This window comes from Acinetobacter legionensis, from assembly GCF_048552295.1.
Classification (GTDB): Bacteria; Pseudomonadota; Gammaproteobacteria; order Pseudomonadales; family Moraxellaceae; genus Acinetobacter.
This window is the reverse complement of the sequence record NZ_JBIMCW010000002.1, coordinates 213,484-234,860: the sequence shown is the minus strand read 5'-3', so window position 1 is coordinate 234,860 and position 21,377 is coordinate 213,484. Positions and strand designations below refer to the sequence as shown.

17 protein-coding genes and 4 tRNA genes are annotated in these 21,377 nt (G+C 38.1%); 12 read left to right on the top strand and 9 right to left on the bottom strand.

Annotated features, from left to right (window positions below; genetic code table 11):
* Nucleotides 1–92: 92 nt before the first annotated feature.
* Entirely contained in the window at nt 93–1,001 is a 909-nt protein-coding gene (gene hcaR / locus ACG916_RS02645; RefSeq protein WP_419327041.1) for a DNA-binding transcriptional regulator HcaR, read from the top strand.
* Nucleotides 1,002–1,122: 121 nt separating this feature from the next.
* Nucleotides 1,123–1,794: a DUF1345 domain-containing protein gene (locus ACG916_RS02640; RefSeq protein ID WP_336952221.1), complete on the top strand. Its 672-nt coding sequence runs from the start codon at nt 1,123–1,125 to the stop codon at nt 1,792–1,794.
* A gap of 137 nt (nt 1,795–1,931) precedes the next feature.
* Here the strand turns inward: ACG916_RS02640 and ACG916_RS02635 are convergent, their stop codons facing one another.
* The 4 genes from ACG916_RS02635 to ACG916_RS02620 form a co-directional block, all read right to left on the bottom strand.
* Entirely contained in the window at nt 1,932–2,537 is a 606-nt protein-coding gene (locus tag ACG916_RS02635) for a glutathione S-transferase family protein (RefSeq protein WP_419327040.1), read from the bottom strand.
* Between the two features lie 57 nt (nt 2,538–2,594).
* A complete protein-coding gene (locus ACG916_RS02630) occupies nt 2,595–3,296 on the bottom strand; it encodes a helix-turn-helix transcriptional regulator (protein ID WP_336952223.1) in 702 nt (233 codons plus the stop codon).
* 77 nt (nt 3,297–3,373) lie between these two features.
* Entirely contained in the window at nt 3,374–4,042 is a 669-nt protein-coding gene (locus tag ACG916_RS02625; protein WP_419327039.1) for an HAD-IA family hydrolase, read from the bottom strand.
* A 153-nt stretch (nt 4,043–4,195) separates the two neighbouring features.
* Entirely contained in the window at nt 4,196–5,134 is a 939-nt protein-coding gene (locus ACG916_RS02620; protein ID WP_336952225.1) for an RluA family pseudouridine synthase, read from the bottom strand.
* Nucleotides 5,135–5,902: 768 nt separating this feature from the next.
* On the opposite strand from ACG916_RS02620, the gene ACG916_RS02615 reads away from it, so the two are divergent.
* The 7 genes from ACG916_RS02615 to ACG916_RS02585 all read left to right on the top strand — a co-directional run bounded on the left by ACG916_RS02615 (nt 5,903) and on the right by ACG916_RS02585 (nt 13,199).
* Complete coding sequence (locus ACG916_RS02615; protein WP_419327038.1) at nt 5,903–9,322, top strand: Rne/Rng family ribonuclease; 3,420 nt, start codon at nt 5,903–5,905, stop codon at nt 9,320–9,322.
* A 207-nt stretch (nt 9,323–9,529) separates the two neighbouring features.
* On the top strand, nt 9,530–11,371 hold the full coding sequence (locus ACG916_RS02610; RefSeq protein WP_336952227.1) for a long-chain-acyl-CoA synthetase: 1,842 nt from the start codon (nt 9,530–9,532) through the stop codon (nt 11,369–11,371).
* A gap of 194 nt (nt 11,372–11,565) precedes the next feature.
* Nucleotides 11,566–11,641: transfer RNA gene (locus ACG916_RS02605), tRNA-Lys, on the top strand.
* A gap of 92 nt (nt 11,642–11,733) precedes the next feature.
* Nucleotides 11,734–11,809 (top strand) — tRNA-Lys (locus ACG916_RS02600).
* 93 nt (nt 11,810–11,902) lie between these two features.
* A tRNA-Lys gene (locus tag ACG916_RS02595) sits at nt 11,903–11,978 on the top strand.
* A gap of 161 nt (nt 11,979–12,139) precedes the next feature.
* Nucleotides 12,140–12,215: transfer RNA gene (locus ACG916_RS02590), tRNA-Lys, on the top strand.
* A 789-nt stretch (nt 12,216–13,004) separates the two neighbouring features.
* Complete coding sequence (locus tag ACG916_RS02585; protein ID WP_336952228.1) at nt 13,005–13,199, top strand: TorF family putative porin; 195 nt, start codon at nt 13,005–13,007, stop codon at nt 13,197–13,199.
* 341 nt (nt 13,200–13,540) lie between these two features.
* Here ACG916_RS02585 and ACG916_RS02580 read toward each other — a convergent pair whose 3' ends face one another.
* The gene (locus tag ACG916_RS02580; RefSeq protein ID WP_336952229.1) at nt 13,541–14,212 is read right to left on the bottom strand and encodes a hypothetical protein; all 672 of its coding nucleotides are present in this window, start codon (nt 14,210–14,212) and stop codon (nt 13,541–13,543) included.
* A 325-nt stretch (nt 14,213–14,537) separates the two neighbouring features.
* Here ACG916_RS02580 and ACG916_RS02575 point away from each other — a divergent pair, with 325 nt between their 5' ends.
* Nucleotides 14,538–14,798, top strand: coding sequence for a PspC domain-containing protein (locus tag ACG916_RS02575; protein WP_004718168.1), 261 nt, complete (start codon nt 14,538–14,540; stop codon nt 14,796–14,798).
* A gap of 90 nt (nt 14,799–14,888) precedes the next feature.
* Here the strand turns inward: ACG916_RS02575 and ACG916_RS02570 are convergent, their stop codons facing one another.
* The 3 genes from ACG916_RS02570 to ACG916_RS02560 form a co-directional block, all read right to left on the bottom strand.
* Nucleotides 14,889–15,989, bottom strand: coding sequence for an HPP family protein (locus ACG916_RS02570; protein ID WP_419327037.1), 1,101 nt, complete (start codon nt 15,987–15,989; stop codon nt 14,889–14,891).
* 122 nt (nt 15,990–16,111) lie between these two features.
* Nucleotides 16,112–16,528 carry a lysozyme inhibitor LprI family protein gene (locus ACG916_RS02565; protein WP_419327036.1) on the bottom strand — a complete coding sequence of 139 codons (417 nt, stop codon included), beginning with the start codon at nt 16,526–16,528 and terminating at the stop codon, nt 16,112–16,114.
* Nucleotides 16,529–16,967: 439 nt separating this feature from the next.
* Nucleotides 16,968–18,452: an FAD-binding oxidoreductase gene (locus ACG916_RS02560; protein WP_419327034.1), complete on the bottom strand. Its 1,485-nt coding sequence runs from the start codon at nt 18,450–18,452 to the stop codon at nt 16,968–16,970.
* 153 nt (nt 18,453–18,605) lie between these two features.
* Here ACG916_RS02560 and ACG916_RS02555 point away from each other — a divergent pair, with 153 nt between their 5' ends.
* Complete coding sequence (locus tag ACG916_RS02555; protein WP_336952233.1) at nt 18,606–19,124, top strand: exonuclease; 519 nt, start codon at nt 18,606–18,608, stop codon at nt 19,122–19,124.
* A gap of 56 nt (nt 19,125–19,180) precedes the next feature.
* On the opposite strand, the gene ACG916_RS02550 is transcribed toward ACG916_RS02555, so the two are convergent.
* Nucleotides 19,181–20,491 (bottom strand): tetratricopeptide repeat protein, encoded by a 1,311-nt coding sequence (locus ACG916_RS02550; protein ID WP_419327033.1) that lies wholly within the window; start codon nt 20,489–20,491, stop codon nt 19,181–19,183.
* A 517-nt stretch (nt 20,492–21,008) separates the two neighbouring features.
* Between ACG916_RS02550 and ACG916_RS02545 the strand changes: the two genes are divergently transcribed.
* The gene (locus tag ACG916_RS02545; protein ID WP_419327032.1) at nt 21,009–21,299 is read left to right on the top strand and encodes a hypothetical protein; all 291 of its coding nucleotides are present in this window, start codon (nt 21,009–21,011) and stop codon (nt 21,297–21,299) included.
* The last annotated feature ends 78 nt before the right edge of the window (nt 21,300–21,377 follow it).

Here is a 21,377-nt window from a genome sequence, read left to right as displayed (position 1 = left end):
CTATAATCATCTTCACCTGACAGTTGTTTATAGATTATACTATTATAAAATATTAGTAAGACATTTTTTGGATTATTCTTTGGACGCGTTATATGGAATTACGACATCTGAGATACTTCATTACTGTGGCTGAAGAACTAAACTTTAGCAAAGCAGCACTGAGACTTTATACGGCACAACCCTCACTCAGCCAACAGATCAAAGATCTTGAAGAAGATGTCGGTGTTCGACTGTTAAATCGGACAAAGCGTAAAGTTGAACTTACCGAAGAAGGCGCTGTTTTCCTTGAACAAGCACGCTTAACCTTAGCGCAAGCCGATAAGGCTGTTGCGATGGCCAGACAAGTTTCCAAAGCCAAACAGCAATTGTTAAGGATTGGGTTTGTGCCCGTTGCTGAAATGAAAATTTTCCCTTATGTATTGCCTAATTTAAGGGTACAAAATCCTGATCTCAAAATTGAGTTATTTAACTTAAATAACCTTGAACAAATACGTGCAATGAAAAAGGGTGAGCTAGATATCAGCTTTAGCAGACACAATTTTCATAATGAAGAATTTGAAAGTAAATTTGTGCTGCGTGAGCCGTTAATTGTTCTTTTACCCAAAGACCATCCTTTAGCAAAGCATGAACGTATCCCTGTTAAAGCATTAAATGCTATCGACTTTATTATCCCTGCCGAAGAACAATCCAGCACCTTACATAACACCATTTTAGAATTTGCCAAACACAACAATATTGAATTGAATATCGTCCAAAAAGCTGACAATATTTTACTGAATATCAACTCAGTTGGAGCGGGCTTAGGCTGTACAATTTTGCCGAGTTATATTGCGCCATTGACCACCAGTAACACCGTCATTCGACCTTTAGATATTGAACTGCCCTATCTAGACTTGTATGTGAGTTATCGAAAAAGTGCTGGCTCGGTTGCTATACAAAAGTTCATCGAATTATTAACCAAAGTATTTTACTTGGATATCAATCATTTAGAGCAAGAATAAGAGCACTGCTCCAAAATTGACCACAGCATTGTTTTTTAAATAGGACGGCTTAAACACATAAAACTTATGTCCATTTTTTTACGCAAATACATCTCAATTTTTAACTTAGGCGGTGTCCATCATGATAGGACGTGCATTTCATCAATTTCGATCAGGTATACAGTCTCGCCCATACTTCTTTATTAGTTTTCTACTCACTGCAGTTGTATATATGGGGATGTCTTTTGGTACAGATTGGCAGTGGTCAACCAATTTGTTATTCAGTTGGAATATTGCCATTTTGATTTATCTCATCCTAACGATGAAAATGCTCTGGGCAACCAATCAAGCGCATATTTTAAAGCGTGCTCAACAGCAGGATGCTAGCAAATGGATCATTTTGCTGTTGGTTGTGCTCTCACTCATCATGTGCTTTATTGCCATTATTATTGAACTGGCACATTTGCCCGATGTGACTGGAATTAAAGCAGGACATATCGCTTTAGCGATTTTTACCATTATTTTTGCATGGTTATTTATGCATACCATTTTTGCTATTCATTACGCACATGACTTTTATTTGGCCGTAGAGAATCGACAGGATGGAGGATTGGACTTTCCGAAAACCCCTAAGCCAACCTATCCTGAATTTTTATATTTTAGTTATGTCATTGGTACTTCTGCACAAACTGCAGATGTATCTATCACTTCTCGCTCAATGCGAGTTTTAAATATTCTACATATCCTTTTGGCATATGGATTTAACACGACGATTTTGGCGATCTGTATTAATGTTGCTGCAGGTTTTATTTAACAGAAGTAAAAAATAGTGGGATTAACACCAAAATCCAATCTCCAAAGTTTTTTATAATTTTCTGCGCTTGAATATGACTAAAAACCTCAATACAAACCCAGTATGAGATCATGCTAAGTTTGCATCGTCTTGATGATTTAGTAGCTAAAAAGCACTTGATTATTTCTTAAGTTTTTTCTGCTTTTGATTGAATTAAGATACTTTTCAATTGCAGGATGGCTTTCAATCTCTGCCATCTTCAATTGCCAAAATAGCATGGAGCCAACAAACACATCGGCTACCGTAAATTGCTCACCACATAGATAAGGTTGAGCCTGCTCCAAGCCCTGAATTAAAGCCGTATAGCTGTCCTGAAAGTTTCCATAGCCAATATGCATTTTTTGTTCATCGGTAACCTCAACCTTTAATGCGCGATCCGTTGTGGCTGCATCCCACGGTCCAGCAGCAAAGAATAACCAACGGAAATACAAACCACGTTTTGGATCATCCAGCGCTGGTGCAAGCCCTTGATCAAAAAACTTATCTGCCAAATAGGCGCAAATTGCAGGCATTTCATAAATCACCACATCGCCATCGACTAAGGTGGGTACTTTGCCAAATGGGTTAATGTTTAGATAAGATTCCGACTTCATTTCAGTGTGATAAGCCAACTCAATTTTTTCAAATTCAGCCCCCAGCTCAATCAGTAGCCATTCAATAACAAGACCTCTAGACTGCGCGTTGCTATATAGTTTTAAGCCCATTTTTCCATTCCTTTATAGTGGTGTATTGAATATAAAGGGCGGCTGTGTCAGTTTTTGTCAGGAGCTTTTTAGCATGGATTTTTTTTGCAGCTCTTTTTGCCACCATGCCTGAAAAAGATGGCGCTTAAACTCTGGGTAAATGATTTCAGTCACATTTAATTTTTGTATACGATCTAAACGAAAATTTCGAAAATCTTCACGTAATTCACACCATGCAGCCAACAGCATTTTGTCATTGAAATATCCTAAAACAAAAGGCCAAAGCATACGGGTAGAAATATTTTGTTTTTCATCTAAATAATGCACTTCGATCTTGACCTGATATCGAATAGCTAGACGTACTTGTTCGACAATTTTTTCGTCAACCACAAGCCAATGGTTGATAGACCGAAGCATGGTTTCATCAATCAGCTCTTGTTTATTCTTGGGCAATACTGCATTAAGTTTGGCCAAAACTGAATGTGCAGCATTTTTCAATGCTGGATCTGGCACTGACCTTAACCAATGCAATGCCAAGAACACTGCTTCGACTTCTGTTTCATCCAAACTCATCGGAGGCAGTAAAAAGTTTTCTTTCAGCTGAAATCCTAAGCCCGCACTGCCCTCAATATTAACACCTTGGTCACGTAAACTTTCAATATCCCGATAAACACTTCGGACACTAATCTCCAAATGTTCTGCTAAGCATTGCGCGGTAATGGGATAACGCTGTTCACGTAAAAGTTGTAATAAAGTGAGTAATCGAATAGAGCGGCTCATGGTCAATTTTTTTATTATAACTCGTTGGTTTTATCTAAGTTTACGCTGAGAGCAATCTGCAAACAGCGTAAAAGCAACTAAGCAACTTCAGTTGCCTTAAGCTGTTGAGTTAAAAACTGATGTAAATGATCGACGTTATCCGCGATCGTCAGCGGATTAAAACGCTGTAATACATCAATCGCATGTACTCCATAACTCACCCCAACACGTGGCATAGCAATATTCTGTGCCATTTCTAAGTCATAAGATGTATCACCCACCATAATGGCTTGCTCCGCCTGAATTCCAGTATAATCTAAAATTTCAGCCAACATCAATGGATCGGGTTTGGATTTGGTTTCGCTGGCCGCACGGGTGATCTCAAATAAATTCTGACTCTGGGTCTGAGCCAAAACACGATCTAAACCACGACGGCTTTTTCCTGTTGCGACTGCCAATTTGATATTTTGATTTTTTAAATCATGCAACATTTCAGAAACGCCAGCGAACCACAAATCATCTTTGGAATGCTCAACATAATGATCACCATAGCATTTTAAAATTTCAGTATGTAACTCTGGAACTTGAGGAAATAACACTTGAGCAACTTCAGGCAACCCCAAACCAATAATACTTTTCGCAGCATCAGCTGTTAACGGCTGCTCAAATTCTTTTGCAGCCACCAACAAACTCGCCACAATTTGCCCAACTGAATCAAATAAAGTGCCATCCCAATCAAAAATGATAAGCTTTACAGGTTTTTGCATGAATTATTTCCAATATTTGCTCAGTGTACGCATGACTCATTTTTAAATCTTATACGCTTTACATGACAAGCTAACGCATTTTTAAATACAAAGGGAACTTTTCATATAACAAGTTCCCTTTGTGTAAAAGATAAACTGAGCAGCAAGATAGAATCAATCTTTCTTTTGTGCTCTTAATTGTGCAACCAAGCTTTGCATATCTTCCGGTAAAGGCGCTTCAATCACAGGATAACCTGGAATTTCTAATCGCATCGCATGTAAGCTTAATCTCCGAGCTTTTGGTCCACGATATTCTGTTTCATGACCGTACTTATCGTCACCCACCAAAGGATGACCAATACTTAAGCCATGCACACGAATTTGATGGGTACGACCCGACAATGGAGAAGCATAGACCAATGTTGCGTGCATAAAGCGCTCTGCCACTTTCCATTGTGTCTTAGATTCTTTACCTTCATCTGAAACACGTACACGACGTTCACCATTGGACAATTCATAGCGCAATAAAGGTTGATTAATCAACTGTTGGTCTAAGCTCACTTGACCTTTGACAATTGCAGCATAGGTTTTTTTAATTTTATGCTCACGCAACAAGTCTTGTAGCGTTTTCAAGGTGCTACGTTTTTTACTCACCATCACCAGACCTGAGGTATCACGGTCAATACGATGAATCAATTCCAAATATTTTTTACCTGTCGCCGCACGTAAGCCTTCAATTAAGCCGTATGCCACACCGCTTCCGCCATGTACTGCAATTCCAGAAGGTTTATTGATCACCAATAAACCTTCATCCTCATACACCACACGGCTAAGCAAGCTTTGAGCAACTTTATCGGATACAGGTACATCAGTTTCATCTTTTTGCTCGAAGCGAATAGGTGCAACACGGATTTGATCGCCAATTGCCAGCTTAGTTTCTGCTTTTATACGCTTTTTATTGACCCGTACTTGGCCTTCACGAATTAAACGATAAATACGGCTTTTCGGCACACCTTTCAGGCGAGTAAATAAGAAATTATCGATGCGCTGGCCTTCTTGATGCTCGTCTACTTCAAACCAAGTTACATTTTGCCATTGTTGCGTAGAATTCATACAGTTAGGTGATCCAATAAAAAACTAAAATTTGATTAAAAACTGATCATTTAGACTATGCTTTTCATACAAAATAAGCATATAGCCCATAGGCAGATGATTCAAGGTTTGCTATAGTCAGCGCACGGATACCACCGTAAGTGAAATTTAGTGCCACCCTTTTTTAAAAATGAAAGCGTGACACATACGATAAAATTCACGACAGATGCGGAAAGGTCCCAAAAGAATATGCCGACGCCGAAGGCTTTATTATATCGGCAAAAAGACAAACTGTTGCGTTTAATTGTACTTAAAGTACAGAAATCAGTTTGTTTAAAAATATATGTCGCCAACCCAGACGTTGGTTTTTAAACATAAACTGATGCACATCAGGCAAGTCGCTGTAGAGTGTTATTCAGGACATAAGTGTTTGAGGCATTGGAACTGCACAATTTGTAAAGGTACGATGATAATTCCGTATCAAGACGCTCTCACAAAAGTTGAGATGCTCTTCGAGCAATGTGATAGTGAAAGACGAATCAAATCAGTCATCCAATGCACCACTTAAGTGCCAGTGAAAACCTCAAAACTTTAATCGTGCAAAGATTAAAGAAGTATTGCAGCATCAATACAGGCATCAAACCCAACCTTGCTCAAAACAAGTGGGTAAATTACTCAAATCATATTGGATGTATCCGTGATTTGGGCATTGATCCAATATTTTAGATGTTCGCTTCACTTAAAAAGATAGCGAGTTGTTGGTGTGAATCACTATTAGGTGTTACACCCATGAAACGTATGTTGATTAATGCAACACATGCCGAAGAAGTTCGCGTTGCACTCATCACTGGTCACCGTCTTTACGATTTCGATTTAGAAAACCGTACACGTGAACAAAAGAAAGCCAATATCTATAAAGGCCATGTCACTCGCGTAGAGCCTTCTCTAGAAGCTGTATTTGTAGAGTATGGAGCAGGTCGTCAAGGTTTCTTGTCGATGCGCGAAATTGCCAATACTTATTACAAGGCAGATCCTCGCCAAACTTCAAATATTCGTGAACTCATCACTGAAGGCACAGAACTTCTCGTTCAAGTTGAAAAAGAAGAGCGTGGCAACAAAGGCGCGGCACTTTCAACCTATATATCTCTTGCTGGTCGCTATTTAGTATTGATGCCGAACAATCCGAAAGGTGGTGGTATTAGCCGTCAAATTTCGGGTTCAGTTCGTGAAGAACTTAAAGAAATGTTGGCGTCATTAAATACCCCACGTGGTATGAGCGTGATTGTTCGTACAGCAGGGATTGGGCGTTCACAAGAAGAACTTCAACTTGACCTTCAACATTTGCTAGATCTTTGGGCTCAAATCCAAGGTACTGCAAACTCTGGTCCATCACCAATGCTTGTTCATCAAGAAGCGGGTGTTGTGACACGTGCTATCCGTGACTATTTACGTGATGATGTTGCAGAAATTTTAATTGACTCAGAGCAAGCCTATAACGAAGCCTATAACTTTGTTAAAGCGGTTATGCCAAATCAATTGGATAAGTTAAAAACCTATACTTTAAATGAACCGTTATTTGCGCATTTTGGTATTGAAAGTCAAATTCAAACAGCTTATGAACGTGAAGTTAAACTTCCTTCAGGCGGTTCAATTGTGATCGACCAAACTGAAGCACTTGTTTCAATTGACATCAACTCAGCGAAATCAACACGTGGGCATGATGTAGAAGAAACTGCACTCAGTACCAATTTAGAGGCAGCGGAAGAAATTGCTCGCCAATTACGTTTACGTGATATTGGTGGTTTGGTTGTGATCGACTTTATCGATATGACCAAAGAACGCAACCAACGTATGGTTGAGGCCAAACTTCGTGAAGCGACGCAAAGTGATCGTGCCCGTATCCAGTTCGGTCAATTATCTCGTTTCGGTTTAATGGAAATGAGCCGTCAACGTTTACGCCCATCTCTTGAAGAAGCTACTGGTTATGTATGCCCTCGCTGTCATGGCACAGGCATGGTGCGTGATTTACGCTCACTTTCTCTTTCAATTATGCGTAAAGTTGAAGAGATAGCATTACGTGAACGTCAAGGTGAGGTTCAAGTTGAAGTGCCTGTTGAAATTGCAGCATTCTTGTTGAATGAAAAGCGTCACAGTCTGGTTTACTTAGAACAAACGTCAAATGTTCGTGTGACTGTATTGCCACATCCACATTTAGAAACTCCACATTACGAAATCTCATATAACCCTGAAGGTTTTGCGCCAACAAGCTATGAGCGTACTGAAGCTACACGTTCAAGCGAAAAAGAATTGGGCTATGAGTCATCTGAGTGGCATTTGGAAGAAGAGCAAACGCAACACAATACTGCACCGGCTCAAGCGCAAAACAATAAGCAAAATAGAAAACAACAACCTGCTCAACCACAAAAAGTTCAACAAACGGTTCAAGCACAAGTTGCTCAACCAGCTTCAAGCCCATGTGCTTGGTTAGAAAATCTGTTTGTCCAAAAGCAAGCGGCAACAGTTGACCAATCACGTTCTGCAAACAATGCAGCTGCGGCAATTGAACAAATGATTAATGGCGGTGCTATAAGCCGTGGTCAATTTGGTCAAGTGAATAATAATGTTGCTCCAACAGCGATTGAAGCTCAGGTTATTCCTGAAACCAATGCTTATCTTTCACATGCACCTGTTCAAAAACAAGAACCGCGTGAATATGAAAAACAGGGCGAGAAAGAAGAAAGAGCGCCGCGTAACAACAACAATAAAAACAAAAATCGTAACAAGCATAAAGAGCCACGTGAACAAAATACTGATCAACATCAAGTGATTGAAGAAGTGGTTCAGGTGCCTCGTCAAGAGCAACGCCAAGAACAGCGTCAGGAACAACGTGATCAACGTCGTCAGCAAAAGCAGCCACGTCAACAGCATGATCAAAATGCTGAAGCAACCCCTGCTGAACAAGCGGTTCCACGTCGTGATCGTAACCATCAGCAACGTCCAAACCGCCCAAATCGTCATCGCGATAGCAGCGTGTTTAATGATGAGCAACAACAAGCGCCAAATAACAATGCGCCAGTAGAGCATAATCAAACTCAAGAGCAACAACCTAAAGTTGAACTCATTGACACACCGAAGCATGCAGCTCTTGAAACAGCTTTAGTGGTCAATCTTGATCAAGCTCAAAGTGAAATTGTGGCATTAAACCCGCAACAAGTTGCTGCGCCAGCAAGCAACAAACCGAAGCGCCATGATCGCAATGAAAAAGCTGAAACTGTTGCTAAAGCACCTCGCACTGTAGACGCTCAACCAACTATTGCGCCTGCTGTAGAAAGTCAGACCGTAACTACTGAAGCAAAAACACCTGCAGCAGAGGTTCGAGTAGAACAGCCTGTGCAACGTGCCAGCAATGACCCGCGTCAAAAACGCCGTCAACAACGTGATGCTGCTCAAGCAAAAGCAACAACCCCTAAAATCGCACCATCTCAAGTACCGACATTAAATCAGTACACAGTGGGAACTTTGATTCGTCATGTTTATGGTGATGACTGTGCGGTATTGATTGAACAGTTTGGATTAATTCCAACATTCAATCGTGCATTGGTTAAGTTTACTGAAGAATATTCAGCGACCTTAACTGTGGAAGAAAAGACCGATGTACAAACCAAGCAGCCTGTAACACGTGATGTTGCTATCTCTAAAGCAGCGCCAGAAGCACAACCTGCTGATGTCTTAGACTTAACGCCACCAAAGCCTGAGAATGATCGCCGTGTAGCGAATGATCCTCGTGAACGTCGTCGTTTAGCAAAACAAGCAGCTGTACAAGCAAAGCAAGAGCATCAAGCTGAACTTGAGCAACAACCAGAAGAAGTGGAAACTGAGACTCAAGCAAGCCCAGTTGAAGCAGCACCTGTGGTTACTCAAAAAGAAGAAGTGCAAGCTGAAACACCCGTAGAAACTACAGTTGAAACAGCGCCTGCGGAAGTTGAAGTGGTCAAAGAAGCCCCAGCTAAGCCAGTTGAAAAAGCAATTGTTGCAACTGAAAAGGCGAAAAAGCCACAACAATCACTTGCTTTAGATACGACTGCTGAAGTTGGCATAGATGAAGATGCCCAAAAGGCAGACAATGTGGCAACAGAGGAAAAACCGGCCCGTCCTCGTCGCCCTCGTGGCCGTCCGCCAAAAAAAGCGACACCACCAGCGGATGAGTAATGTGTAAAAATTTGCTTAAAATGTAGCGATTAAAGAGAACCTAGTCATTTCGATGGCTAGGTTTTTTTGCTATTTTGAAGAGATTATCAGGACATTTGTCAGATTAGGTTGATTGCACTAGTCTTATACGATTAAAAAGACAAATGTAATGTGAGTCGATGATACTCTAAAAATTGTATTGGATTACGAAAAATAAATAGGATTGATATGAGTCAAACAACACAGGCCGATCTCATCGGATTTACTGATGTCGCAGAGCGCTTACCACAGCTCATCAATAAGCTTCCCAATATCCTGACTGGACTTAAACAAGCTTATATCAGAACACCCAATACGCCTGCTGGGCTAGGTCTTGCTTTTGAACGTGCTGTAAAACGCAATCCTTATGGTGATGCGTTATTATTTGAAGATCAACGCTATAGTTATAAAGAGCTGAATAACTGGGCCAATCAAATTGCACACTTTTATCTTTCTATTGGCATAAAAAAAGGCGATGCGATCACGGTGATGATCGAAAATCGTCCTGAACTGATTGCGACCGTGATTGCACTGGCAAAAATTGGCGTAACAACAGCTTTAGTCAATACCTCACAAACAGGTAAAGTGTTGACACATAGTATCAACTTGGTCAATCCTGTTGCGGTGATCGTCGGTGAAGAATGCCGTGCTGCGGTAGATGAGATTCGTCAAGACTTAAACATTGCTCTAGACCGTTTACATTGGTTTGCAGATCAAAATACAATGCAAGAACCAGGTACAGCACCTCAAGGCTTTATCAATCTCGCTGAAAAAATTCAACAATTTCCAAAATTCAATCCTTCGACTACACAAAGTGTCAAAGGGAAAGATGGCTTGTTTTATATCTATACCTCTGGCACAACCGGTTTACCTAAAGCTGTGGTATTTACCAACAGTCGTTGGACATTGGCCTACGGAACATATGGTCATGTCTTAAACTTAGGTGAAGATGACGTGATGTACTGCACTTTACCGCTTTACCATGCAACAGGTATGGTAGTGTGCTGGTGTGGTGCAATTGCAGGCGGTTCAGCTTTGGCAATCCGTCGTAAATTCTCTACCTCTGCATTCTGGTCTGATGTCAAAAAGTTTAATGCGTCGGCAATTGGTTATGTCGGTGAACTTTGCCGCTACCTCATGGATGCACCTGCTTCAGAACTTGATCATACGCACCGTGTCACTAAAATGATTGGTAATGGTATGCGTCCAAATATTTGGGGCAAATTTAAAGAACGCTTTGGTATCGAAGAAATTTTAGAACTTTATGCCTCTAGTGAAGGAAATGTAGGCTTCAGTAATGTTTTTAATTTTAACAATACTGTTGGCTTCTCACCTACACCTTATGCCATCGTCCAGTTTGATAAAGAAAAAAATGAAGCCATTCGCGACAGTCATGGTATATGTCAAAAAGTCAAAAAAGGTGAAGTAGGCTTATTGATTGGTAAAATCACCAAGCGTTCCCCTTTTGATGGCTATACAGATCCTGAAAAGAACAAGTCAGTGATCATGAAAGATGTCTTTAAAAAGGGCGATTCTTACTTTATTACTGGTGACTTGGTTCGTGATATTGGTTTCCGACACGCTCAATTTGTCGATCGCCTTGGTGATACTTTCCGCTGGAAAGGTGAAAATGTTTCGACCACTGAAGTTGAAAATATTTGTAGTGAATACCCTAAAATTACAGAAGCTGTAGTTTACGGCGTTGAAATTCCAAATACCAATGGTCGAGCAGGTATGGCTGCCATTACTTTACATGATGGGGAAGAACTGACTGAACAGGATTTAAGCCAGCTTGCGGCCGAGTTTAAAAAGAACTTGCCAGCCTATGCAGTTCCAGTATTTTTACGTATCCAACAAATTGTAGAAACGACGGGTACATTTAAATATCAGAAAAATAAATTAAAGGAACAATCCTTTAATCCTGAAAAAACCTCTGATCGTATATTGGTATTACTGCCAAGTGCCAATGCCTATTGCGATGTCACTCCAGAGGTTTTTGCCAATATTGAAGCTTATAAATACCGTTTCTAAACTAAAAGCCCTGATTTCAGGGCTTTTTTAGTTCATTTTGTGTTATTTATAACCGAACGTTGCAAACTTTCTTAATTTTTACTTGCGCTCTATCAATATCTTGCTAAAATACGCTCCATCAAAACAAAGTGGTGTTTAAAAACTTTTTAGTTTTCTTGCACTACATATTCAAGCCTAGCTTGGATGAAGGTTCAGGGTCGTTAGCTCAGCTGGTAGAGCAGCGGACTTTTAATCCGTTGGTCCCGCGTTCGAATCGCGGACGACCCACCACTTAATTGTTTTGACCTGTAAATGGATAGCGATAGAAAATTTTCAATTTTCACAAATATCGAGTAAAGCACTGCTTTACACGTCCTCACTCAGGGTCGTTAGCTCAGCTGGTAGAGCAGCGGACTTTTAATCCGTTGGTCCCGCGTTCGAATCGCGGACGACCCACCATCTTTATGTTTTAACCTGTAAATAGATACCGATAGAAAATTCTCGATTTTCACTAATGTCGGGTAAAGCATTGCGCTTTACACATCTCGCTCAGGGTCGTTAGCTCAGCTGGTAGAGCAGCGGACTTTTAATCCGTTGGTCCCGCGTTCGAATCGCGGACGACCCACCATTCTTTCTTAGGGCTTCTTTCTGTACGGTTAAAGTACTACAATAGAAACGAAACCTGCAAATATTCCGACCAAAACCAAACATCTGCATTAGATGCTTCGCCACCCTTGAAAATTTTGCTTCATCATTTGTTCTCGTTTAACTATGGCTTAGACACGTTCAGGGTTGTTAGCTCAGTTGGTAGAGCAGTAGACTCTTAATCTATTGGTCGTGGGTTCGAACCCCACACAACCCACCAGATTTTTAACAAACTTATCCTCATTAAAATAAGTCCACTTAAATTTTTTACAACAGCACGATGTCATCAAATTTATTGTTTTATCATTCAATCAATACTAAAAATTAATACTCAAAAATATAAACTTAAATTTGAGTCAACTGATTCAACTATAAATAGCCAAACCTACAATCGTAATCAAATGACACAACCCAACCAGATCGTAAATCAATCACGTATATTAGCGTGACACAGATTTTCAAGAATTGCCTGAATCTTACTATTTTCCATAGATGTTATGGACATAAGGAATCTATCCCATAATTAAAAAAGTTATAACCAATCTGAGAATTGGGTTAAATTTTATATTCAGTATCAGGCCCTAAGTTTTTTTAAATTAGGGCTAAAAGAGACTGAATAGTGTAGTAGTTACTCCATCGCAAAGAAATCAAAATTATTTATGAAATCACCTTAAAATTTCAAATCAAGATCATCTAATATTTTGAAAAAATTAAGGCCAGAATAACCATGAACAAATTAAAGAAAAAGTATCCCAAGCCTGTATTTGTTCAATATTCAATATCGATATATACATCTGCTTGAATATCACTTGAATTGAGTAAAACAATGGGTTAAAAACCAATCAACAATCTGTAGTTGAAAAATGACGTTTAAATAAAAAGAATTTTTACGAAAAGTAAATCAATATGATTAAACCAATAATTTTATCGGTAATACTGACAACAATGGTAACCCATTCTGCTGTGTCCACAGAAATGGAACATGCAGCGGGTCTTAGCTTAAGTGGTTATGCCGCACTCGCAACAGACTACGTTTCCGTGGTCTAACCAATCTAATGATCCTACGCTACAAGGAAGCTTTGTACTGTCACATGACTCGGATTTATACGGTGGAATCTTTACTGCCGATACGGACTTCGGTGATTCAGCATCACTACATTTTGAATTTACCTCATATATTGACTATAACACGGCATTAAATTGATCTAAACAAATTAAACCTCTACTAGATTTGAGCTATAACCCATTTAACTACCTAGGTTGGTCAGATTGAGCATGGCATGAGTTTTCAGCACGTTTAACATTTGATAACGTATTTTGGGGTAAAGATAGTCTCTTAACCCATATTAATTATAGTAATGACTAAATTGAATTTATAGGTCATGCATAGAACTTAACCTTAGGCTATTCAGTACTATTGGCTGAAACAGGTTTTGGTCTGACTTCAAGTATTGGTTATTCTATCATTCTAGATAAAGGCTCATTGTTTGATCTTATTTTTGATTGTTTAGCTTTTCAATTATCAATTATTTAACTACTAATATTTTAATTATCAAATTTCTTTAACACATAGGCTTTTGTTGGTGCGGTATGGTGTTGACTAAAATAGAGCCGATTTTCTTCAGTTCCATTAATAATTTTATCAATATCCATCACCAAATCATTTTGTTCATCCACTTTATAATAGAACTGGATCCCTTCAATTCGGTTAATCACGATTTCATGATTTAGCTCATCATAGATCCAAGTATTTTTTTGATAAGCACGATTCGATTTTATATCATTATTTTCGTATGTTATTTTCCCCATATAAACAAAGGTGCGATGTGCAGTGCCGTCTGGAAGTAAGTTAATAATAAACTCTGCACTGCCTTTATCACATTTGGCGAATGGATCTTCACAGCTCATTTGTACATGATAACGCCCCACAAATGCCTCAGCTTTTGTAGGAAGTTCCCCACTTTGCTGATCTTGACTCTGCATATCTACTACAGCAGGTAGAGTTGCTTGACCCGCAAGGTCTGTTAGTTTTTTTCCTTCGCTTGAATGAGCATGTTGCGGTGTTTCTTGTAACGCAAGCTCACTCGATGAATTTTGTGTGTCAGATGTACCTTGTTGTTTATCATTTGATTTTGAGGAATCACAAGCACTCAGTACTGTACAAATACTGATACCTAGAATTCGAAAAAAATTTACTTTATGAAAAGTTAAATACATAAATCCAAATAACCCAATTGCACAGCACCAGCAACATCAAATATTAACCTACGTATATATTATTGTGTTACACCAGTTCTCGAAATCTTAATGATGTATTTTTTACAAAAGTATAAAAAACGTATTTGTCTCAACCACCCACTACAGAGGTTTGGACACTTTTTACATTATTTTTAATGATTTAAGTGGCCCTGTTACACAGTCTTAACAATTTTAATCGGTGATTCACTTGAAGAATCAAACAGAAACGCCACTATTTAATAATATAAATTCATTTTTAAATTTTTAATCATGAATGATGATGAATTATTTTAAGGAGATTTAAATGGCCAATTCTGGTTTATATCGTTCAAGCCGTCACAATATGATCGCCGGTGTAATGGGCGGTATTGCTGAACGTTTTGGTTGGAATGTAACATTGCTGCGAATTATTTTCGTGATCGTTTCATGTTTGAGCGCAGCTTTTCCAGGTATTCTGGTGTATTTGGTGCTTTGGTTAATTATGCCCAAACAAAAATTGCAGCTAAATGAACCGCAAAGCTATGAGCGCCCTGTACGAACTATTTATGAAGAGAAGACCCATTAATTGAATTTGATTTAAAGGTATTACCCTTTTCAGCTACAACAGTTCCCCCAAACTGCTGTAGCTTTTTTTATATCGCATCTTTTTATAGTATCATTGTGCATTATTTAGTTGTTGCTGCAATGCTGCGATCATATCTGCGCGACTAATGATCCCGACCATTTTTTGATGATCAACTACAGGGATATAATTAAAAGAGCGTTCAACGAAATAAGGCACCAAGTCTTGAATTGGTTGCATCGGCTGTACAGTGACCACTTGTCGATTCATAATTTGTTTGACCAAATTTTCCCAAGGGGCACGAGCATCAGCAGCGCGTTTAAACCATTCTACAATTTCATACAATGCCAATGTACCAACCAACTCCCGATCAGTATTGATCACTGGCAAACTCATCAAATTCACACGTTTAAACTTCTCTAAAGCTTGATGAATATCATCTTGCTCATCTAGGCTCATGACATCTTTGCTCATAATATCTTGGCAAAGGTATTGATGTACTGCCCTTGCATTGGCCTTTTCTTGTGCTTCTAAAATGATTTTTTGTAAGTCATACTCACTAATATCTAAAAGCTGTGTCTGTTGTTCTAACACATCTTGAATATCTTGCGGTTGAATGGTGACTTTCTGTGTCGGCGTTGGATCCTTAGAACGTGTATTGAGCTGTGCAACTTGTGGATATTGCTTTCCCAACATACGATTAAAAATGATCGCAATCACCAGCAGCAAGACTGAATTAAGTAATACTGGGTAAAAGATAAATTGATAACCCAACTGATGAATAGAAGCGCCACCCAACACGGCAGTAATCGCCACCGCACCACTTGGCGGATGCAATGAGTCTGTACTCATCATCAAGAAGATCGACAATGCAACAGCAACACTAAATGCCTCGGTTGGATTGGAAATAAAGATGGTACAAGTCACGCCGACTAAACCTGCGATGGTATTCCCCACCACCATATTCCAGGGTTGTGATAAAGGGCTTGCGGGTACAGCAAAGAGCAATACCGAGGACGCGCCCATCGGTGCGATATACCATGCATTAAATCCACCGAGTACATACCAACTGACCAATGATGACACTGCTAATCCAAGCAGTGCACCAACACCACAGACTAAACGATCTTTTAGCGGTAAAACTTTAAAATTGGGTTTTAAGGTATTTAACCATTCAAGTTGCGTATGAAACACGACAGTCCTGCGCTTTAACACGTTTTAAAGTGTGAATTATACGATGTTGTGATTATAAGATATATTTATTATCTATCTTAAATGGATAAATTTTCCAAGGATATTTCTCATCCACTGATTTTTCACTGAGCATATTCAGTCAATTGATCAAGTCTTTTCCCATATTCTTGCATTGGACAAAACTCATACATGGGTGAACCAATATAGCTTCCAGCATTTTGGCACTCCTGATCAACATAAGCTTTCCATAAGCGTTGTGATTTCATGATATCGTTATAACGTTCTTGCTGATGGTCTATCTGGCTCTGTTTTTTGATCTGATCGAGAACTTTGACAATTTCCTTTTCATAATATGCCCTACTCTGATTACTACACGATTCAACCACAGCATTGTTGATGTTTCCTAAAGCCAGTTTTTCGATAGTTTGTTCAACACATTGGTTATATACATCGGGTGAAGCAACACTCTGTTCTGCATAAGCCGATATTGAACAAATAGTTGTAGATAAAATCATCATGATTATGCATGCTTTTATCATATTTATTCCTTTATTGTTTTGATCATGACTCAATATAGCAATAAATCGATTTTAAAGGCTTTGTTTTTAGCACCCAGTCTGAGCTTAATCCTATTGGTCGCGTTTTTCCTTTTTATGAATCATCAATATGATATACAGTCTCTACTCACAATATTTGGTATTAGCTTAATCGTTTATCTGATTTATTGCGTTATAGTCATTCCAGTTGCTTATGTCATTTCACTTTGGCTTGCACATCAGTATTGGCTTAATTTTTTCAGTATTTTCGTCGGTTCACTATTGATGTGGTTAATTGTCAACATCATTGGCTATCTTGTTTTTACTGGATCATTGCCTACACCACTATGGAAACTATTGAGCGATTGGTTTTTTTATGCAATTTCTGTATTTGCAGGGTGCTGTTATTGGGGTTTATTAAAAGTATTTTCCAGACCATCATTCACGACTCACGATAATGTAGATAGAACTGATTACTAAAAATCTCCTCTGGATCATATTTTTTCTTCAAACTAAAAAAAGCATCCGTTTGCGGATAGGCTAAACGCATCTTGTCGCGACTCACATGTAAGCGATAAGGCAAATAAAATGTGCCTTGATTTTTAAGTGTAATATCAACCAATTGCTGAGTCAGTTGTTGCATATCCTGCTCTTGTTGTGCAGTCTTCTTTTGATTAAACAGAAACACCAATCCAAAAACATCCTCTCGGGCATAATTCATAAATGCATCATGATCATGTTCAACTTCACGAATCGTGATATTGAGTAGATCCACTTTTTTAGTTTTTAAAACGGGCTTGAGATCTTGAATAAACTGAGCCAAGTGCTGCTTTGGAATAAAATATTCATGCAATAGATCGGTTGAATGGATATCTTTATTTTCAATCAAGGCGGCATCTTCACTGAGAATTTCATTACGACTAAATGTCGCATAAGGCGATACTGAATTCAGACTACTTTCTAGATCCCAACGTAGCCGTTTGCCGTATTCACTATCAACAGAACCACGAAACACAATTCGCTTGGTTTCAGCATTTTTACTTTGTTGTTGTGATAATGCCAAAGGTTTTTTATCAATTTTTTCAAAATAGTTTAAGGTTGCCTGCTGTAAAAAATGTTTATCTGAAATACGTAAACGACCATAAGCAAATTGTACATTTGGATTATTACTGACAATCTTTTGGTACGCCTTTACATAGTCTTCAGGTAAAACTGAAATTGATTGAAATGTTAAAGCAACATTATCAACAACTTTTAATTTTACATCGAGAATAATGCCAAATAATCCATAGCCACCAATCACCAATTTAAATAGTTCAGGATGTTTTGTACGACTACATTTTACAATATCTCCCTCTGCATTCATCAAGGTAAATGATTCAACACTGGATGAAATCGGGGGTGAATTCTTTTGCCATCCATGCCCATTGACACTGATCGAACCGCCAATCGAGAAATTACTAAAAGATTGCATTACTGCGATTGATTTGCCATAGCGGTCTAGATACCGAAGGGCCTCTTCCCATGTTGCACCCGAGCCAATCGTGAGAATATTAGTTTTCTCATCAAAGCTCATATGGTTATAGGGCAACATATTCAGTGCTATACCATCAGGGTAAATCGTATGCCCGCCCATACTGTGCTTAGCCCCTGCAATCGAGACTTTTAGATGATGTTCAGCTGCATATTTAAGCAAAGTTTTAAGCTGTCGTTGAATCACTTCGGGTGTACTTTCAACATCCACAATTTTATGCACTTTTGTCAAATTAAGATGACTGGCATCATCCCGATAGCCTGTAGGAATATGCTCAATTCCTTGTTGCTCATTGATTTTTGTTTTAAAAAGGTGAATTGCAGGAATAGAAATAACTGCCAATACAATAAGGAGAAGGCTTAGCCAAAGTTTGTTTTTCTGTACTTTTTGCATAATCAATGATTTAAAAATGTTTTAAATTTATTCAATAATTTATAAGCTATAAATATTAAAAAAGCAAAATACCGATAAAGTTTGTCAGCGATTAAAATCATCATTTATAATGACTTCCAGCATAAAAACAATATCTTAAAATAAGGAAAATATATGGCTTATATTAAGGTGGACATCGAAGCAGATGGTCCAATTCCCGGTGATTACTCAATGATTGCGCTAGGTGCAGTGTTGGTCGAAGATCACTTACATCAACAATTCTACGGTTTACTTAAACCAATTTCCGAGAATTATATTCCTCAAGCTCTCGCAGTTTCAGGCTTTAGTCGTGAAGATACCCTAAGCTTTAACAATCCTGAGCATGTTATGAAAGACTTTGCCAAGTGGGTGAGCAAAGTCAGTAAAGATCGCCCTATTTTTATTAGCGATAATAATGGTTTTGACTGGATGTTTGTCTGTTGGTACTTTCATCATTTTACTGGCAGTAATCCGTTTGGATTTAGTTCACAAAATTTAGGCTGTTTGTATAAAGGACTGGTCAAAGATAGCTTTCAAAGTTTTAAGCATTTACGCAAAACAGCACATACCCATAACCCTGTTGACGATGCCAAAGGCAATGCTGAGGCTTTATTGGCATTGAAAAAGGATTATGGATTGAACATTAAGTTTTAGATATAGCTCAGATTAGTGAGCCATGACTCAAGACTAATCTTTGCTAAAGAAAGTTTTTAATACATTCGCTGCATTAATCGCAAATCTTCAGGTTTTGGAATCTCACCTGTTTGTCCTAAAGCATGATATTTTTTAGTTAAATCTTCACGAACTAACTTCGCTTTTTCAGGATTTTTACCAATGCCTTTGATTCCATTTTCCAAACGATCTAAAAAGTAGATACCTACTAATATATTGTCGTGTTCATAATATTTTTGATACAACTCCATCGCTCTTTTTGGATCTGCCTTGATCAAATTCCCTTGCTCATAATAGAGTGGTAGGTTCAACTGTGCGCGTTCATGCCCTGCTTCAGCTGCTTTTGCCAACCACACCATTGAAAGTTGAGGATTGTAAATTTTCCACTGCTCCTGAGCATATAATTCTGACAAAGTAAAATAAGCAGATTTTGGGTCTTGATCATGCTTTGCGTTTTCAGTTTCTTCAAATAACTCTATTTCATAAGTCAGATCTTCAAACTTTTTATCCGTTTTTAATAATCTTACAATTGCCTGTTGTGCTGGAATGTTATTTTCATCTGCTCGGGTCGCAATTTTGTAATAATTCATAGCTTCACCCAAATGTGCTTTTAAATAAGGCTTTTGTTCTGCCATTTGTCCCATCATAAAACCGACAAAACCACCTGCATCAAATTGTAACGAATAGATACGCCAAGCTTTTTTCCAATATTTTAAAGCCTTTGCTTCATTCACCTCTGTGCCTATACCATACGCATAGGCATAACTTAAATATGCCCATATTGGAGTTGGATAATCATCATTATCCCCCATGTGTTTTTCGATGGTATGAAATATACGAACTGCTGTTTCTTTTCTATCTGGATCAGCACAATGCTGATTAAGTACAGGGTAGAAAATATAGGCTTCTGAATTTCTCTTTCCAACTGCATCAAGCAGCAACTCAAAAGCCTGCTGTTGATCAATAGCAACTTTATCGCCGTAATATAATTTTTGTGCTTTAACCATTAGGTTATAGGCTTCTAATTCTTCAGGCTCTACTTCAGATACATCTTTTTGGGTCGGTTTCATCTGCTTTTTCTGTTCTTCTGAGAGCCCCAATTGACCAAATAAAGTCTCTAAAGTTTGATTAATCATTTTTGCATTTGGATAACCTTCTATGGGTGATTGAACATACAACTCCCACAATACTTTTTGATCAAATCCTTTATTTATTTGATAAAACTCTTTAAAAATAGGCGCTGTTTGTGGGGCGAAACAAGGGGCTTCTTCTATATTTACTGCATAACTTGATGTTGTAGATATAAAACCTAAAGTCGCTATGCACATAAAATAATTGAATTTTTTCATATTAAGATTGCTCATTTTGATATAAAAATTAAATTTATAAATTTTTAAAAAAGTATTTTTCAAATTATATATAAAATAATTCAATTAGTTAATTTTATTTTAAAACAAATTATTCAATATTTTGACAAGAACCGCTAGCATTGAAAAACCCTGCAGTTTGAAAATTAAGTTTTAATTAGCCCTTTCTAATTTTGTTACAGCCCAATAATGATCTTGTGCATTTTATCATCCTCTAAATTCGCCCCTATGATTTCTAAATAATTCATTTACTTAACATTGAATGAAGCATTGTGACATCGTCATGATGAACTTCCGACATTCAGCTTTTGAAGCGCTCTCTACCTTTACAAAGTTCATGAATATAAATTTTTTATGTTAATATCAAATATATAATTTAACTTATTTAATTTTACCAATGAACAAAATAACCCATTTCATCATTTTAACTTCTTCGTTTTTCCTTGCTGCATGTAGTACATCAAATGAACCCGTAATTTTAGAAACAAAGCAAATTACAATGACGGGCGAACCATCAAGCACACTTGAACTTACCCTAATTAAAAAAGATAAAATCTGTATCTTAAAAGCAAAAACCACTTCTAAAAAAACACCCACAATAGAAAAAGATTGGGCTTTTTTTAGGGAAGATCTCATTTTAATATCTGAAAATTCAAGCTCGGAACCCGTAATCAATAGCGATGCTTCAGATGCAAAAATTGAAGAGCACATTGAGGAAATGAAAATAAGAAAAGAGGCCAAAGAAATGAAAAGTTTTATCTCAAAAGAAAATCTGAAAAAATGCACATAAGTTGATCTGCGATAAGAATCAATATTTATAGACTAACCTTTGCCACACCTCCCCAAAATCCTTATACTTAGAACCAAT

Coding starts and splice junctions, on each gene's coding strand:
- hcaR (WP_419327041.1), top strand. CDS start 93: ATGGAATTACGACATCTGAGATACTTCATTACTGTGGCTGAAGAACTA.
- ACG916_RS02640 (WP_336952221.1), top strand. CDS start 1,123: ATGATAGGACGTGCATTTCATCAATTTCGATCAGGTATACAGTCTCGC.
- ACG916_RS02635 (WP_419327040.1), bottom strand. CDS start 2,537: ATGGGCTTAAAACTATATAGCAACGCGCAGTCTAGAGGTCTTGTTATT.
- ACG916_RS02630 (WP_336952223.1), bottom strand. CDS start 3,296: ATGAGCCGCTCTATTCGATTACTCACTTTATTACAACTTTTACGTGAA.
- ACG916_RS02625 (WP_419327039.1), bottom strand. CDS start 4,042: ATGCAAAAACCTGTAAAGCTTATCATTTTTGATTGGGATGGCACTTTA.
- ACG916_RS02620 (WP_336952225.1), bottom strand. CDS start 5,134: ATGAATTCTACGCAACAATGGCAAAATGTAACTTGGTTTGAAGTAGAC.
- ACG916_RS02615 (WP_419327038.1), top strand. CDS start 5,903: ATGAAACGTATGTTGATTAATGCAACACATGCCGAAGAAGTTCGCGTT.
- ACG916_RS02610 (WP_336952227.1), top strand. CDS start 9,530: ATGAGTCAAACAACACAGGCCGATCTCATCGGATTTACTGATGTCGCA.
- ACG916_RS02585 (WP_336952228.1), top strand. CDS start 13,005: ATGCCGCACTCGCAACAGACTACGTTTCCGTGGTCTAACCAATCTAAT.
- ACG916_RS02580 (WP_336952229.1), bottom strand. CDS start 14,212: ATGTATTTAACTTTTCATAAAGTAAATTTTTTTCGAATTCTAGGTATC.
- ACG916_RS02575 (WP_004718168.1), top strand. CDS start 14,538: ATGGCCAATTCTGGTTTATATCGTTCAAGCCGTCACAATATGATCGCC.
- ACG916_RS02565 (WP_419327036.1), bottom strand. CDS start 16,528: ATGATAAAAGCATGCATAATCATGATGATTTTATCTACAACTATTTGT.
- ACG916_RS02560 (WP_419327034.1), bottom strand. CDS start 18,452: ATGCAAAAAGTACAGAAAAACAAACTTTGGCTAAGCCTTCTCCTTATT.
- ACG916_RS02555 (WP_336952233.1), top strand. CDS start 18,606: ATGGCTTATATTAAGGTGGACATCGAAGCAGATGGTCCAATTCCCGGT.
- ACG916_RS02550 (WP_419327033.1), bottom strand. CDS start 20,491: ATGAAAAAATTCAATTATTTTATGTGCATAGCGACTTTAGGTTTTATA.
- ACG916_RS02545 (WP_419327032.1), top strand. CDS start 21,009: ATGACGGGCGAACCATCAAGCACACTTGAACTTACCCTAATTAAAAAA.